This window comes from Erythrobacteraceae bacterium WH01K (assembly GCA_027941995.1).
GTDB lineage: Bacteria > Pseudomonadota > Alphaproteobacteria > Sphingomonadales > Sphingomonadaceae > CAJXSN01.
The window spans coordinates 657,170-671,261 of the sequence record CP115966.1; the positions used below are offsets into that span (position 1 = coordinate 657,170).

Genomic DNA, 14,092 nt, shown 5'->3' on the forward strand with positions numbered 1-14,092 from the left:
CCGCGAGCGGGGAGCGAAGAGACGACATGGGCGAAATTTTTCTGGGTCTGGGCGCCAATGGAGAGCGCCAGTCGCTCGACCTGTCGCGGGCAAACCGCCACGGACTGATCGCAGGCGCGACCGGGACCGGCAAGACGGTGACCCTGCAGGGCATGGCCGAAAGCTTCTCCGCCCACGGTGTGCCGGTCTTCGTCGCCGATGTGAAAGGCGACCTTTCCGGGGTGACCATGGCGGGTTCTCCCACGTTCAAGCACGCCGACAAGCTGGAGGGCCGGGCGAAGGAACTGGGCATGGACGACTATGCCTATTCCGACAATCCGGCGATTTTCTGGGATCTTTACGGCGAGCAGGGCCACCCCATTCGCACGACCGTGTCCGAAATGGGGCCGTTGCTCCTGTCCCGCCTGCTGGACCTCAACGAAACGCAGGAAGGCGTGCTGCAGATCATCTTCCGCCACGCGGACGACAACGGCCTGCTGCTCCTCGATTTCGGGGACCTGCAATCGATCCTCGCCTGGGCGGCAGAGAATGCCAAGGACCTGTCGGGCAAATACGGCAATGTCAGCAAGCAGTCCGTGGGCGCGATCCAGCGCCAGTTGCTGAGCTTCGAATCGCAGGGCGCGGACCTGTTCTTCGGCGAGCCTGCGCTGGAAATCGACGATTTCCTGAAAACCGACGAGAAGGGCCGCGGCTATATCAACGTGCTGGCCGCCGACAAGCTGATGCGCAGTCCGAAGCTCTACGCCACGTTCCTGTTGTGGCTGCTGGCCGAACTGTTCGAAACGCTGCCCGAGGTGGGCGACCCGGAAAAACCGAAACTGGTCTTCTTCTTCGATGAGGCGCACCTGCTGTTCGACGATGCGCCCAAGGCGCTGGAAGAGAAGATCGAACAGGTCGTGCGCCTGATCCGGTCGAAGGGCGTGGGCGTGTTTTTCGTCACCCAGAACCCGATTGACATTCCCAACGAAGTCGCCGGCCAGCTGGGCAACCGCGTCCAGCACGCCCTGCGCGCCTTCACCCCGCGCGACAAGAAGGCGATCCGGGCGGCGGCCGACACGTTCCGGATCAATCCCGATCTCGATGTCGAGGAAGCGATTACCGAGCTGAAAGTGGGCGAGGCACTGGTCTCCACCCTGATGGAGGACGGCGCGCCGTCGATCGTGCAGCGCACCCTGATAAAGCCGCCGCGCAGCCGGCTGGGGCCCGTGACGGCGAAGGAACGCGCCATCATCCGCTCCGTGAGCCCGGTCGATGGCAAGTATGACGACATGGTGGACCGGGAAAGCGCGGAGGAAGTGCTCGCGGCAAAGGCTGCCGACGCCGCCGAGACTGCCGGGGAAGTGGAAGAGAAGGGCCGTGAAGAGGTCGCCAAGAGGTCCCGCAAGAGCACGTCGCTGTGGGAGAAAGCGGGGCGGAGCGCGGTGCGCGCGGCCGGAGGCTCTCTTGCCACGATTGCGGTTGCGAAGGTCCTTGGCCGCAAGTCGAGCGCAGACCCGCTGCGCACCGGGGCCACGGCCTTCGTGCGCAACATCATCGGCGGCCTGATGCGCTAAACCGCAGGGATGCGGATTTCCGCGCGCAGGCCGCGTTCGGGCCTGTTGGAGAGGACCAGCCGGCCGCGATGCTGCTCCGCCACGGCGCGGGCGATGGTCAGGCCCAGGCCTGCCCCGCCGGTTGCCCGGTTGCGGCTCGCCTCGCCCCGGCGAAAGGGTTCCAGCATCGCATCGAGCTGGCCTGCAGGAATGCCCGGACCTTCGTCCTCGACGCGAAACACGATATCGCCCGCGTCCCGCAGCAGTGTCACCTTCGCGCTGTCGCCGTAGCGTACGGCGTTGGAGACGAGGTTGCGCAGCGCCCGGCGCAGCCAGGTCACATGGACCGGGGCACTCGCCTGGGCCTCCGCCTCGAACCGGACGTCGCGCCCCATGTCCTCGAACTCCTCGACGACGGAAGCGGCCAGCGCGCCGAGCTGGGCGCGTTCGGGTTCGTCCGAAATGCGACCGATGCGGGCAAGCGAGAGGATGTCGTCCAGCGAGCGGGTGATGTCCTCGATCCCGGCGGCCATGCGGCCACGCTGGTCGTCGTCCTCCACCGCCTCGATCCTTACACGCAGCGCCGCGAGGGGCGTCTTGAGATCGTGCCCGATGGCGCCGAGCATGACGTCCTTCTCGTCGAGCAGGGCGGAGATCCGCGATTCCATCGCATTGTGCGCCGTGATCAGGCGTTGGACGTCTTCGGGACCGGTTGCAGGCAGGGGCGCTGCAGCCTGCTGCGTCGCGGCAAACCGTTCCGTGCGCGACGTGAGCTGTCTCAGGGGATTGGTAATCCGCCGCAGCAGCAGGAACAGGACGCCCATCAGGACGACGAACAGGAGGCTGGTCTGCAGCACGATGGCCCCGAGCCGGCCGGGTTCGCGTTCCGGGGTCGCCGCGCGGGCGATGCGCCACGGACCGCCCTCATCGACCTGCATGGCGGCCACGATCAGTCCTGCCCTTTCCCAGTCGGGACGCCGGGCGAAGCGCGCGTCCTGGCTGGCTGCCGCGCGCAGCAGGGGATCGGTCCCCGCACGCCGCCGCACCACGACGAGTGCATGGGGGTCGATGCCCTGCCGGGACAGGATTTCCCGCAGTTCGGAAGCGAGCGATGCATTCGCGGTTTCGCCGGGAAGAGCCGTGAACATGGCGGTTTCTTCCAGCCTCAGCGAGCGGCCGAAGGGGCCGCGCGGTGCGCGCCGTTCCCGGCCGATCCGCTCGCGCCCCGAACGATCGCGCCGTTCCGCAGCGGCGCTCTCGCCGCCAATCAGCAGGCTGATGGCAGCCCTGTTCAGCGCATCGCCCTGCCGCCGGTTTTCGTCCGCGCGGTAAAGCAGGACAGCGGTTACAGCCTGCGTCACCAGCAGGGCGATGGCAACGGCCAGCAGGGTCTGCCCGCGCAGGCTGGTAGGCACGAGGCGCACCGGTGCTAGTCCACCGGTCCGTCGATGCGGCGCACTTCGGCGGCAAAGCGATAACCGCCGCCGCGCACGGTCTGGATGAATTGCGGATCGCGGCTGTCCGTCTCGATCTTTCGGCGCAGGCGGCTGACCTGGTTGTCGACCGCGCGGTCGAACAGCTGGGCCTCGCGCCCCTGCACCATGTCGAGCAGGCGGTCGCGGCTCATCACGCTGAGCGGGTGGTCGAGGAATGCGCGCAGCATCCGGAATTCCGCAGTTGAGATGGAAACGCTGGCCCCGCCCGGATCGGTCAGGCGGCGTTTCACCGGGTCGAGTTGCCAGCCTTCGAATTCATAGACGGGCTCACCGCCCTGGGGCTGGGCCGGACGGCTGGAACGCCGCAGGACGGAGCGGATACGGGCAACCAGCTCGCGCGGTTCGAACGGCTTCGTCACGTAATCGTCGGCGCCGATTTCCAGCCCGACGATACGATCGGTCGCCTCGCCCCTCGCGGTCAGCAGGATGACGGGGACGTCGCGGCTTTCGATCAGGTGGCGGGTCAGCGACAATCCGTCCTCGCCCGGCATCATGATGTCGACCAGCGCGATGTCCGGCGCATGGTTCAGCAAGGCGGTGCGCGCGGAGGCAGCGCTTTCCGCCTCGGACACGCGAAACCCCTGGCCGGTGAGATACTCGGCCAGGGGTTCGCGCAGGGTTGCCTCGTCATCGACGAGCAGGACCAGCGGCGCAGCGTCCGTCGCGGGGGGGACTGATCGATCGGTCATCTGCGCCGCCTTCCCGTCAGCTGCCCTGGCGCTGGGCGCGCATCGCCTCGTGTGCGGCGCGGTGCTCCTCGCTGGTCACGGTGCCGTCACCGTTGGCGTCCGCCTGGTCGAAGCGAGCGAGCGCGGCTGCCCGGAATTCGGCCTGGCTGATTGCGCCGTTGCCGTCGGTATCGGCGCGTTCCATCATCGCCTTGCCGAAGCCGCCGCGTCCACCGCGCTTGCCGTGATGCTCGCCGCCACCGCGCCGGCCCATGTGTTCTTCACCGCCGCCCGCCGCGGCACGTGCCTCGCGCCGCTCGGTGCGTTCTGCGCGGCGCGCTTCGCGAGCAGTCGCCATCTCTTCCTGGGTCAGGGCACCGTCGCCATTGGCGTCCGCTTCGGCGAAGCGCTGCGCCATCCGGGCCTCGCGATCGGCAGTGCTGATCTGGCCGTCGCCATTGACGTCCATCCTGGCAAAGCGTTCGGTTGTCTTCTGGACCACCTGGTCACGAGTCATCGGGGCGCGGTCGCCGGGGCCCTGCTGGGCAATGGCGACGCCGCCGACCAGCAGCGATGTCGATGCGAGTCCGATGGCGATGGCCTTGGGGGTCTTGGGGTTGAACGTCTTCATGTGATTTTCTCCGTTACGACAAAAGTCGCAAGCTGCGAAGCGGGCGGCAGGGGAGGGGGGAGAGGGTCCGCCCGCATTCGCAACTCACAAATGCCGTTCTAGGAGGTATGTGTCACACGAGTTTGCCGGATCGCGGGTAAAGTGTCGCGGTTTGTATCGCTGTTCGCCGTTCATTCATCTCGCGCAAAGCTGAACGGCGGAGTCGCGCCACCGGCCTGCCTATTCCGGTTTCACCATGCAGAACGCATTGAGCTTGTTGCCGTCGAGATCCCGGAAATAGGCCGCGTAGAACCCGTCATCGCCGCGCGGGCCGGGTGCGCCTTCGTCCTGTCCGCCCTGTTCCAGCGCGATGTCGTAGATCCGCTGGACCTGTTCCGGGCGGTCAGCCTGCAGCGCGACCATCGTGCCGTTGCCTACGCTCGCTTCCCCGCCATCGTAGGGCTGGGTGAGCGCAACGCCCGGGGCGCCGCCCATCTCGCCCCATGCGATGAACGTATCGAAATCCATCATCCGGCCAAAGCCCAGTTCCTCGGCAATGGCATCATAGAACTTCGCACGCGACTGCAGGTCGTTGGTGCCAAGGGTAACGTAACCGATCATCATTCATCTCCTGCCGCGACTCGCGATAGGAGAACAATACGGGAACATCGGCCTTTGGTCAAAGCGCGTTCTGGAGCGCACGCATGTCAAAGGGGCTGCGTATGACGCTCCAGCCATTCGAGCGCTTCGCCGTCGAGGCGCGGCGCGAGCAGCGCGCGGGTATCGGCGTGATACCGATCCAGCCAGCCACGTTCCTCTGCCGTCAGCAGTGCAGGCTCGATCAGGGTGCGGTCGATCGGCACCCAGGTCAGGTTTTCAAAGCCCAGCCAGGTTCCCCCATCGGGAAGGGTGTCGGCGCCCTCGATACGGCGCTCTTCGGTCAGGACCAGGTTCTCGATCCGGATGCCGAATTCCCCGGCCTTGTAATAGCCCGGTTCGTTGGAGAGGATCATGCCGGCCTGCAACGGCTCCAGCGTGCCGCCCTGCGCCCCGCTGATCTTGGCGATGCGCTGCGGACCTTCGTGAACCGACAGGAAGCTGCCGACCCCGTGGCCGGTGCCGTGGGCGTAATCCGTGCCTGCAGCCCAGAGGAACTGGCGGGCAAGGCTGTCGAGCTGGCCGCCATTGGTGCCTTCGGGAAAGGTGATCATGGCGATGGCGATGTGCCCCTTCAGCACGCGGGTGAAGCGGTCCTTCATTTCCGCGCTCGGTTCGCCGGGGCCGATCCAGACGGTGCGGGTGATGTCCGTCGTGCCCGCGCTGCCGTCGCGCACATACTGGCCGCCCGAATCGACGAGGTAGATGCTGGACGGCGGGATCGGGATATTGCTGTCCTCGTCCACCTTGTAATGCGGCAGGGCGGCATGGCCCGCCGCGGCGCTGATCGTGTCGAACGACGTATCGACAAGGCCGCTGTCGGCCTGCCGGAATTCGAGCAGCTTGGCAGCGGCCGCCAGCTCGTCCACCTCGCCCGAGGGGCCGTTCGCCTCCAGCCAGCACAGGAAGCGTGAAACAGCCGCGCCGTCCGTTGCCTGCGCGTCGCGGTGGCCCTGCGCCTCGACCGGGTTCTTCACCGCGCGTGCGAGGATGGTGGGGTCGCGCTTTGCCACCAAGACCGCGCCGCCATCTTCCAGCAGCTGGCTGATCGCGGCGACGCCGTATTCCGGATCGACCGCCACCCGCTTGCCTTCAAGCCCCTTGAGCGCCGGTTCGAAATCCGCCCGGTCGCGCAGGGTCACGGCATTGCCGAGATGCTGCTGCAATTCGGGTGTCACCTTTTCGGGCGCGATGAAAAGCTCCGCCGTGCCGTCGGCGTGGGCCAGCACATAGCTCAGCGCCACCGGGGTATGCACGATGTCGCTGCCGCGGATGTTCAGCAGCCAGGCGACCGAATCGAGCGCGCTGATGACCGCCGCGTCGAGCTTGTTCTCCTTGAGCCATTCGCCCACCTCGCCGCGCTTCTCCGCGCTGTTCCTACCCGACGTGGTATCGGCGTGGATGGCGGCGGCGGCGGCGCTGGGCTGCGGACGATCGGCCCATACCGCGTCGAGCGGATTGCTCTGGACCGCGACCAGTTCCGCACCGGCTTCGGCCAGCAGGTCGCCCGTCGTCTTCACCCAGCCGCGCGAATGCAGCCACGGGTCATAGCCGATCCGGTCGCCTTCCTGCGCGTTTGCTGCAAGCCACTTGGCCGGGCTGGTCGCGGGCACGGACTGGTATTCGAACAGCTTCTCGTCGACCTGTTCGCGCACCTGCACCGTGTAACGCCCGTCGATGAAGATCGCCGCCTTGTGGGCAAGGACCGCCGCGCTGCCCGCGCTGCCGCCGAAGCCGGTCAGCCAGGCGAGGCGCTGGGCATAATCGCCGACATATTCGCTCATGTGCTCGTCGCTGATCGGGACGACGAAACCTGCCAGGTCGCGTTTCTTCAGCTCTTCGCGAAGGGCGGAAAGGCGGGCTTCATGGGTCTGCATCAGCATCGTGTCGGGTCCTGCTCTGGTTTTGCTATCTTGTAGCCTTCGACATGGGCCTTTACGCCTCATCGGCAAGGCTGTCCAAGGCAGCACGGTTTTTCAATCCGACGACACACAGGACCAGCGCGACCATGAAAACATTCCGCCATCTCGGTTCGGCAGCCTGCCTCGCGCTGGCTGCGGGATTTTCCGGCAGTCCCGCGCTTGGCCAGGAGGGCCCTATACAAGTGACCGATACGACATCCGTGACCCCGCCGATCGCGGAAAAGCGCGACCATTCCTTTACCCGCCACGGGATCACCGTTTCCGATCCCTATCACTGGCTGAAGGACCAGTCCTATCCGACCATCGACGACGAGGACGTGCTGGATTACCTGAAGGCCGAAAACGCCTATTTCGAGGCGCAGATGGCCCCGCGCCAGGCGCTGGTCGACACCATCTTCGAGGAACTGAAGGGCCGGGTGAAGCAGGACGACAGCACCGTCCCGCAAAAGGATGGCGACTGGCTCTACTGGTCGGAAGTTGCCGAGGGGAAGGAATACCGCATCCATTACCGCCGCCCCGTGGCAGGCGGGGACCGGGAGTTGCTGATCGACGAGAACGAACTGGCGGAAGGCAAGGAGTATTTCCGCCTTGGTGCCGCCTCGGTCAGCGATGACGGGCGCTATATCGCCTATTCCTACGACGATGACGGGTCGGAGCGGTATACCGCCCGGATCAAGGAGATCGCGACCGGCGCCCTGCTGGACGATGTCATTCCCGAAACGCTTTCGGGCCTGACCTGGCTCGCGAACGACACCATGATCGCCTACGGCAAGGCGAACGAGAACTGGCGGGTGGACAATGTCCGCCTCCACCGCATCGGAACGCCGGTCGAACAGGATGTCGAGATCTACCGCGAGGAGGACGAGGGCTTCCGCGTCGGCGCAGGCCTCAGCGCACAGGAAGACTGGCTGGTCATTGCCACCGGCGACAACGAGACGAGCGAGGTGCGGCTGGTCCGCGCCGACAATCCGACCGGCGATCAGATCCTGGTGAAGCCGCGCGAGAAGGGCGTGGAATACGATGTCGACGTGCGCGACGGCACCGTCTTCGTCCACACCAATGACGACCACGTCAATTTCCGCCTCGCTACCGCGCCGCTGGAAACGCCGGGCGAATGGACGACGCTGATTGCCGGGTCGGACGAGTTTTACCTGACCGGTTACGAGCTCTACAAGGATTTCTACGTCACCGAAGGCCGGCTGGACGGGCTCGACCAGATCCAGCTGCGCGATTACGCGGATCCTGCGAAAATCACGCCCATCGCCTTCCCGGAAGCGAGTTTCTCGACCGGGCTGACGAACAATCCCGAATACGACGTGACGAAGCTGCGCCTTGCCTATGAAAGCATGGTCATGCCCGACACGGTCTATGATTACGATGTCGCCACGGGCGAGCTGCAGCTGCTGAAACAGCAGGAAATACCCAGCGGCTACACGCAGGGCGATTACGTGACGGAGCGGCTGACGATCACCGCGCGCGACGGGACGCAGGTGCCGGTCAGCGTGGTCAGCCACAAGGACACGCCGATGGGCGCACCGCTGCATCTCTATGCCTATGGCGCCTATGGCTATGCCGTGCCGCCGGGCTTTTCCTCCAGCCGCCTCAGCCTGCTCGACCGCGGCATGCGCTATGCCATCGCGCATATCCGCGGCGGCGACGATCTGGGGCGCAACTGGTACCTGCAGGGCAAGCTCAACGAACGCACGAACACGTTCAACGATTTCGTGGACGTGGCGAAGGGCCTGATCGACAAGGGCTATACACAGAAGGGCAAGATCAGCGCCAGCGGCGGCAGTGCCGGCGGCGAACTGATGGGCGTGGTCGTCAACACCGACCCGGACCTGTGGGGCGCAGTCGCGGCCCATGTGCCCTTCGTCGATGTGCTCAACACCATGCTGGACGAGAGCCTGCCACTGACGCCCGGCGAATGGCCCGAATGGGGCAATCCGGTGGAGAGCAAGCAGGCGTTCGCCTATATCCTGAGCTATTCCCCTTACGACCAGACGGTGGCGCAGGATTATCCGCCGCTGCTGATCACCGCCGGCCTGAACGATCCGCGCGTGACCTATTGGGAACCGGCCAAGTGGACCGCCAAGCTGCGCGAAGTGAAGACCGACGACAACGTGCTGCTGCTGAAAACCAATATGGGCGCAGGGCATGGTGGCAAGTCGGGACGCTTCACGCGCCTGTATGAAACGGCCGAGGAGTTCGCCTTCCTCCTGTGGCAGCTGGGCCTGGAAGAGTAGGATCGGAGCAAGCCGTGCAGCGGCCCGCGGTCATCGCGTCGGGCGTGGCAATCGCCGCGCTCGCCGTGTTGGCAACAGCCTGGTACGTGATGTCTCCGCACGTCGCTCTGGACAGGCTCACCGAATTCGATGCCTCGCCCGAACAAATGCTCCGGCGTTATGACCGGCAGGCAGTGCGCGAAGGTTTTGCCGGACAGATGTTGCCGCAGGTGGACGACTATCCGCCGCCGCTGACGAAGGATGTGGTCCTGGACGCTCTCAGTCACCCGCGATCCGTCAGGCTGCTGGTCGTGGAGCCTTTCGGCGAATGGCAGTTCGCGGCGGCAGAAGGGTTGCCGCCGGGTCTGCTGGAGGATGACGAGCCGACCGGGTCGATGCCCCGCCTCATGGAAACGACAGAGGTCTGGGAGATCGAGCGCGGCGGCCTGTCGCACTTCACCGCGCGCGGAGCCGACCGCGAGCCGAGCAATGCCTACCGGTTCCGCCGGGAAGGCCTGTCTTGGGTGCTGGAACATATCGAGCTGACGACGGATATCCGCTGATGCCTTTTGAAAAGACCTTTACCGCGCTGCCCGAACACATCGACGTGATGGACCACGTCAACAATGCCGTGTGGGTCCAGTGGATTCAGGACATGGCGACGGCGCACTGGGACGCGGTTGCGCGGGAAGAGGACAAGGCGCGCTATGTCTGGCTCGTGCTGCGGCACGAGATCGATTACCGGGGCAATATCGCGGTGGGGGAAAGCGTGACGGGCGAGACCTTCATACCGGGCGAGCCGAAGGGCGCACGGTTCGACCGCCGGGTCGATTTTCGCGACGCGCATGGCAAGGTAATCGTCAGCGCGAACACGACGTGGGCCATGCTCGACCGCGAGACCCTGCGTCCGCAGCGCGTGCGGCCGGACATCGCCGCGCCGTTCATGGGGGGATGAAATGACTGCCGAATATGATGACAGCCCGCTGTTCCGGTCGCTGATGCTGCCCAATGGGAGCAGCATCCCGAACCGTATCTGCAAGGCGGCGATGGAGGAAAACCTTGCGGAGCAGCCCGGACAATATCCGGGCGAGCGGCTGTTCACCCTCTACGAACGCTGGGCGCGCGGCGGTACGGGCCTGATCCTGTCCGGCAATGTCATGGTCGACCCGTCCGCCCTGACAGGACCGGGCGGCGTGGTGCTGGAAAAGGGCACGGACCTTGCGCCGTTCGTCAACTGGGCGACGGTCGGCAAGTCGGGCGGCGGGCAGTTCTGGCTACAGATCAGTCATCCGGGCCGGCAGCTCTACAAATCGCTGGGCGAAACCGCGGTCGGCCCGTCGGATGTCGCGCTCGACCTCGGCAGGTTCTCCTCGCTGTTCGCAGAAGTCCGCGCACTGGAGGGGGCGGAAATAGAGCGCATCGTCGAACGCTTCGCCGATACCGCGGAGCAGGCGCAGGCCGCAGGCTTCGACGGGGTGCAGATTCACGGCGCCCACGGCTATCTCGTCAGCCAGTTCCTGTCGCCGCTGGCCAATCGCCGGACCGACAAATGGGGCGGCAGCCTGGAAAACCGCGCGCGTTTCCTCCTCGCCATCGTCGATGCGGTCCGGGCGCGGGTGGACCCGGAATTCGGGGTCGCGGTGAAACTGAATAGCGCCGATTTCCAGCGCGGCGGATTTGCCTTCGAAGACGCGCGCCAAGTGGTCCGGTGGCTGAACGACAAGCGGCTCGATTTCGTGGAACTGTCCGGCGGAAACTACGAAAGCCCGGCCATGCAGGGCAATCCGCAGGAAGGCTCGACCGGCGAGAGGGAGGCGTTCTTCATTTCCTTCGCGCGCGACATTGCGAAGGTGGCGACGATGCCGATCATGGTGACGGGCGGCATCACCCGGCTGTCCACGGCAGAGGACGCGCTGGCGAGGGACGAGCATGGCTTCGGCGTCGAAATCATCGGCATCGCCCGCGCACTGGCGTCCGATCCCAACCTGCCTGTAAACTGGCGCGAGGGGCGACATGCGGACATCGCGCTGCCCGAATGCGACTGGAAGAACCGCAGCTTCGCCGGGCTTGCGGTGATGGGCCTGACCAAGGCGCAGATCGAGCGGATGGCGCGGGGCAAGCCGCCGGGAGATGGCGGGGCAGCGGCCGCGGCGCTGCTGACCGACCAGGTCCGCGCGGCGCGGCGCGCGCGGCGTTATCGCAAGTGGCGCAGCGCCGCCTGACGCGTCAGGCCAGTACGTCCGTCACCGGGCGGTGGTCGTAGCCCAGCTCGGTCGCGACCGCTTCATAGGTCACCTCGCCCTTGTGGACGTTCAGCCCCTCGGCGAGGAATGCGTTTTCCCGCATCGCTTCCTTCCAGCCCAGCTTCGCCATGCGCAGCGCGTGGGGCAGGGTCACGTTGTTCAGCGCATAGGTGCTGGTACGCGCGACGGCGCCGGGCATGTTGGCGACGCAGTAATGGACGATGTCGTCCACCACATAGGTCGGATCGTCATGCGTCGTCGGTCTGCTGGTCTCGAAGCAGCCGCCCTGGTCGATCGCAACGTCCACCAGGACCGCACCGGGCTTCATCTCGGACAGCATTTCGCGGCTGACCAGCTTGGGTGCGGCGGCGCCCGGGATCAGGACCGCACCGATGACCAGATCGGCCTGCCTCAGCGAGTCCTCGAGGTTCGTCTTGTTCGAGAACCGCGTGCTGGCGCGCGCTTCGAAGAAGGTGCCGACCTTTTCCAGCACTTCGGGATCGCGGTCCAGGATCTCGACATCGCCGCCCAGGCCCACGGCCATCTGCGCCGCATTGAAGCCGACAACGCCGCCGCCGATCACCACGACCTTGCCCGGCAGCACGCCCGGTACGCCGCCGATCAGGACGCCGCGCCCGCCATGCGCCTTCTCCAGCGCATTGGCCCCGGCCTGGATGCTCATGCGGCCCGCCACCTGGCTCATCGGGGTGAGGAGCGGCAGGCGCCCCCCCGGACCGGTGACCGTTTCATAAGCGATCGCCGTCACGCCCGATTCCACCAGATCCTTCGTCTGGTCCGGATCGGGGGCGAGATGGAGGTAGGTGTAGAGGATCTGGTCCTCGCGCAGCTTTGCGCGTTCCTCTGCCTGCGGTTCCTTGACCTTCACGATCATCTCGCACTCGGCAAAGATCGCGTCCGGCCCGTCGACGATGGTCGCGCCCGCAGCGTTGTATTCCTCGTCCGTCGCGCCGATGCCCATGCCGGCACCGCTCTGGATCCATACCTCGTTGCCACGATGGGTCAGCTCGCGCGCACTCTCGGGCGTCAGGCCGACGCGGTATTCGTGGTTCTTGATCTCGGTCGGGCAACCAATACGCATGGGGAGGATCCTCGCTGGGGAAGTCGGTCCAAGGCCGTTACAATTGAAACCTCCATGCGGCAACCATGCGCCGCGGCGCGAAGGTTCTGCTTCTGCCTGTCACACAAGTGTCATGAGACCCGATTAGGGGCGACCGCGTCTTTTGGATCGGACATACATCATGAAACTCACTCACGGTATCTGCGCCGCAGCGATGTCTGCTGCGCTGCTTCCTGCCACACCTGCCGCCGCGCAGGTTGCCGGCAGCCAGACCCCCTCCACCCTGCAGGACGAGCTTGCCGCCATGCGCGCCCGGATGGACGCCATGGCCCAGCGAATCGAAACGCTCGAAAGCGAACTGCAGGCAGCGGAAAACGCGGCCACTCCGCCACCGCCTGCTTTTGCACCGCCTGCATCTGCACCGGTCGCAGTCGCACCGGCAGCAGCCACGCAGGACCCGATTGCAGAAGCGACGGACGTGAAGTTCGGCGGCGCGCCCGAAATCAGCCAGGGCGGCTGGAGCTTCAAGCCGCGCGGTCGCCTGCAATATGATGCAGGCTTCGTCGATGCGCCGTCCTCGACCGGCGCGGATGACGGGTTCGGCAGCGAGGCACGCCGCATCCGGCTGGGCGCATCGGGCGATATGCCGGGCGGTTTCGGCTACAAGTTCGAAGCCGACTTCGCCGGAAACGACATCGCCGTTACCGATGCCCTCATCGCCTACGATGCCGGCGCCGCGACCATCACGGTCGGGCAGTTCAACACCTTCCAGTCGCTGGAAGAGCTGACCAGTTCGCTGCACACCAGCTTCATCGAACGCGCGGCTTTCACCGATGCCTTCGGTTTCGAGCGCCGGGTCGGCGTCGCGGCGGAATTCGGCAGCGACACCGTGCTCGTCCAGACGGGCATGTTCACGGACAACATGGAAGACCTGCCAAGCGGGAACTGGGGCGCCGATGGCCGCGTCGTGTTCAATCCGCGCCTCGCTGGCAGCGTGCTGCACCTGGGTGCATCGGTCCACTACAACGACCTCGAGGCAGGTTCCAGCGTGCGGTATCGCCAGCGCCCGCTGGTCCATTTCACCTCGGAGCGCTTCGTCAACACCGGCAATCTGGGGGCCAGCAGCGAATTCGGCTTCGGCGCGGAAGGCGCGGTCATTTCCGGGCCGTTCCACGCGGTGGCCGAAGGGTACTGGCAGAACGTCAACCTGCCCGGCGCGGCGAACGATCCCGGCTTCTTCGGTGGTTATGCCGAGATCGGCTATTTCCTGACGGCCGGCGACACCCGCGGTTACAAGGGCGGCAAATTCGACCGGACCAAGCCGGCCCGCCCCGTCGGCGACGGCGGGATCGGGTCGATCCAGGCCAATTTGCGCTACGACCACCTCGACCTGAACGATGCGGGCGTCTTCGGCGGGAAGCAGGACGGCTATTTCGTCAGCCTGGTCTGGAAGCCGACCAACTACACCATGCTGCTCGCGAATTACGGGAAGCTTTCCTACACCGATGCGGTCCTGGCCGCAGCGGGCGGCGACACCGATTACGACGTCGATGTCTTCGGCGTCCGTGCGCAGATCGACTTCTGACGGGCCATCCCGCCAGACTCCATTCCGTCACTCAATTGTCATTCTGGCCCCCTAGGGGGCAGGGCATATCACAGGG

General features: G+C 65.8%; 12 protein-coding genes. 6 read left to right on the forward strand and 6 right to left on the reverse strand.

Annotated elements, in window-relative coordinates:
* Positions 1-26 precede the first annotated feature (26 nt).
* Positions 27-1,553 carry a DUF853 family protein gene (locus PF049_03340; protein ID WBY17206.1) on the forward strand — a complete coding sequence of 509 codons (1,527 nt, stop codon included), beginning with the start codon at positions 27-29 and terminating at the stop codon, positions 1,551-1,553.
* Here PF049_03340 and PF049_03345 read toward each other — a convergent pair.
* The 5 genes from PF049_03345 to PF049_03365 form a co-directional block, all read right to left on the reverse strand.
* Positions 1,550-2,956 carry a HAMP domain-containing sensor histidine kinase gene (locus PF049_03345; GenBank protein WBY17207.1) on the reverse strand — a complete coding sequence of 469 codons (1,407 nt, stop codon included), beginning with the start codon at positions 2,954-2,956 and terminating at the stop codon, positions 1,550-1,552. The two genes, PF049_03340 and PF049_03345, sit on opposite strands and share 4 nt — an antisense overlap.
* Positions 2,957-2,961: 5 nt before the next feature.
* Positions 2,962-3,717, reverse strand: coding sequence for a response regulator (locus tag PF049_03350; GenBank protein WBY17208.1), 756 nt, complete (start codon positions 3,715-3,717; stop codon positions 2,962-2,964).
* Positions 3,718-3,733: 16 nt separating this feature from the next.
* The gene (locus tag PF049_03355) at positions 3,734-4,327 is read right to left on the reverse strand and encodes an EF-hand domain-containing protein (GenBank protein ID WBY17209.1); all 594 of its coding nucleotides are present in this window, start codon (positions 4,325-4,327) and stop codon (positions 3,734-3,736) included.
* Between the two features lie 219 nt (positions 4,328-4,546).
* A complete protein-coding gene (locus tag PF049_03360; protein WBY17210.1) occupies positions 4,547-4,927 on the reverse strand; it encodes a VOC family protein in 381 nt (126 codons plus the stop codon).
* Positions 4,928-5,013: 86 nt separating this feature from the next.
* The gene (locus PF049_03365; protein WBY17211.1) at positions 5,014-6,846 is read right to left on the reverse strand and encodes an aminopeptidase P family protein; all 1,833 of its coding nucleotides are present in this window, start codon (positions 6,844-6,846) and stop codon (positions 5,014-5,016) included.
* A gap of 125 nt (positions 6,847-6,971) precedes the next feature.
* Here PF049_03365 and PF049_03370 point away from each other — a divergent pair, with 125 nt between their 5' ends.
* The 4 genes from PF049_03370 to PF049_03385 are packed head-to-tail and all read left to right on the forward strand — an operon-like array spanning position 6,972 to position 11,332.
* Complete coding sequence (locus tag PF049_03370; protein WBY17212.1) at positions 6,972-9,131, forward strand: S9 family peptidase; 2,160 nt, start codon at positions 6,972-6,974, stop codon at positions 9,129-9,131.
* A gap of 14 nt (positions 9,132-9,145) precedes the next feature.
* Positions 9,146-9,673, forward strand: a complete 528-nt coding sequence (locus PF049_03375; protein WBY17213.1) for a hypothetical protein — start codon at positions 9,146-9,148, stop codon at positions 9,671-9,673.
* Positions 9,673-10,065, forward strand: coding sequence for an acyl-CoA thioesterase (locus tag PF049_03380; protein WBY17214.1), 393 nt, complete (start codon positions 9,673-9,675; stop codon positions 10,063-10,065). Before PF049_03375 ends, PF049_03380 begins: the two co-directional genes overlap by 1 nt.
* A gap of 1 nt (position 10,066) precedes the next feature.
* Positions 10,067-11,332 (forward strand): NADH:flavin oxidoreductase/NADH oxidase family protein, encoded by a 1,266-nt coding sequence (locus PF049_03385; protein WBY17215.1) that lies wholly within the window; start codon positions 10,067-10,069, stop codon positions 11,330-11,332.
* 4 nt (positions 11,333-11,336) lie between these two features.
* On the opposite strand, the gene ald is transcribed toward PF049_03385, so the two are convergent.
* Positions 11,337-12,452 (reverse strand): alanine dehydrogenase, encoded by a 1,116-nt coding sequence (gene ald, locus PF049_03390; GenBank protein WBY17216.1) that lies wholly within the window; start codon positions 12,450-12,452, stop codon positions 11,337-11,339.
* Positions 12,453-12,612: 160 nt separating this feature from the next.
* Between ald and PF049_03395 the strand changes: the two genes are divergently transcribed.
* Positions 12,613-14,016, forward strand: coding sequence for a porin (locus PF049_03395; GenBank protein WBY17217.1), 1,404 nt, complete (start codon positions 12,613-12,615; stop codon positions 14,014-14,016).
* Positions 14,017-14,092: the final 76 nt, after the last annotated feature.

Excerpts from the sequence above, each read along its gene's own strand:
- PF049_03370 (WBY17212.1), top strand. The coding sequence starts at position 6,972 with ATGAAAACATTCCGCCATCTCGGTTCGGCAGCCTGCCTCGCGCTGGCT.
- PF049_03380 (WBY17214.1), top strand. The coding sequence starts at position 9,673 with ATGCCTTTTGAAAAGACCTTTACCGCGCTGCCCGAACACATCGACGTG.
- PF049_03385 (WBY17215.1), top strand. The coding sequence starts at position 10,067 with ATGACTGCCGAATATGATGACAGCCCGCTGTTCCGGTCGCTGATGCTG.
- PF049_03365 (WBY17211.1), bottom strand. The coding sequence starts at position 6,846 with ATGCTGATGCAGACCCATGAAGCCCGCCTTTCCGCCCTTCGCGAAGAG.
- PF049_03350 (WBY17208.1), bottom strand. The coding sequence starts at position 3,717 with ATGACCGATCGATCAGTCCCCCCCGCGACGGACGCTGCGCCGCTGGTC.
- PF049_03360 (WBY17210.1), bottom strand. The coding sequence starts at position 4,927 with ATGATCGGTTACGTTACCCTTGGCACCAACGACCTGCAGTCGCGTGCG.
- PF049_03395 (WBY17217.1), top strand. The coding sequence starts at position 12,613 with ATGAAACTCACTCACGGTATCTGCGCCGCAGCGATGTCTGCTGCGCTG.
- PF049_03355 (WBY17209.1), bottom strand. The coding sequence starts at position 4,327 with ATGAAGACGTTCAACCCCAAGACCCCCAAGGCCATCGCCATCGGACTC.
- ald (WBY17216.1), bottom strand. The coding sequence starts at position 12,452 with ATGCGTATTGGTTGCCCGACCGAGATCAAGAACCACGAATACCGCGTC.
- PF049_03340 (WBY17206.1), top strand. The coding sequence starts at position 27 with ATGGGCGAAATTTTTCTGGGTCTGGGCGCCAATGGAGAGCGCCAGTCG.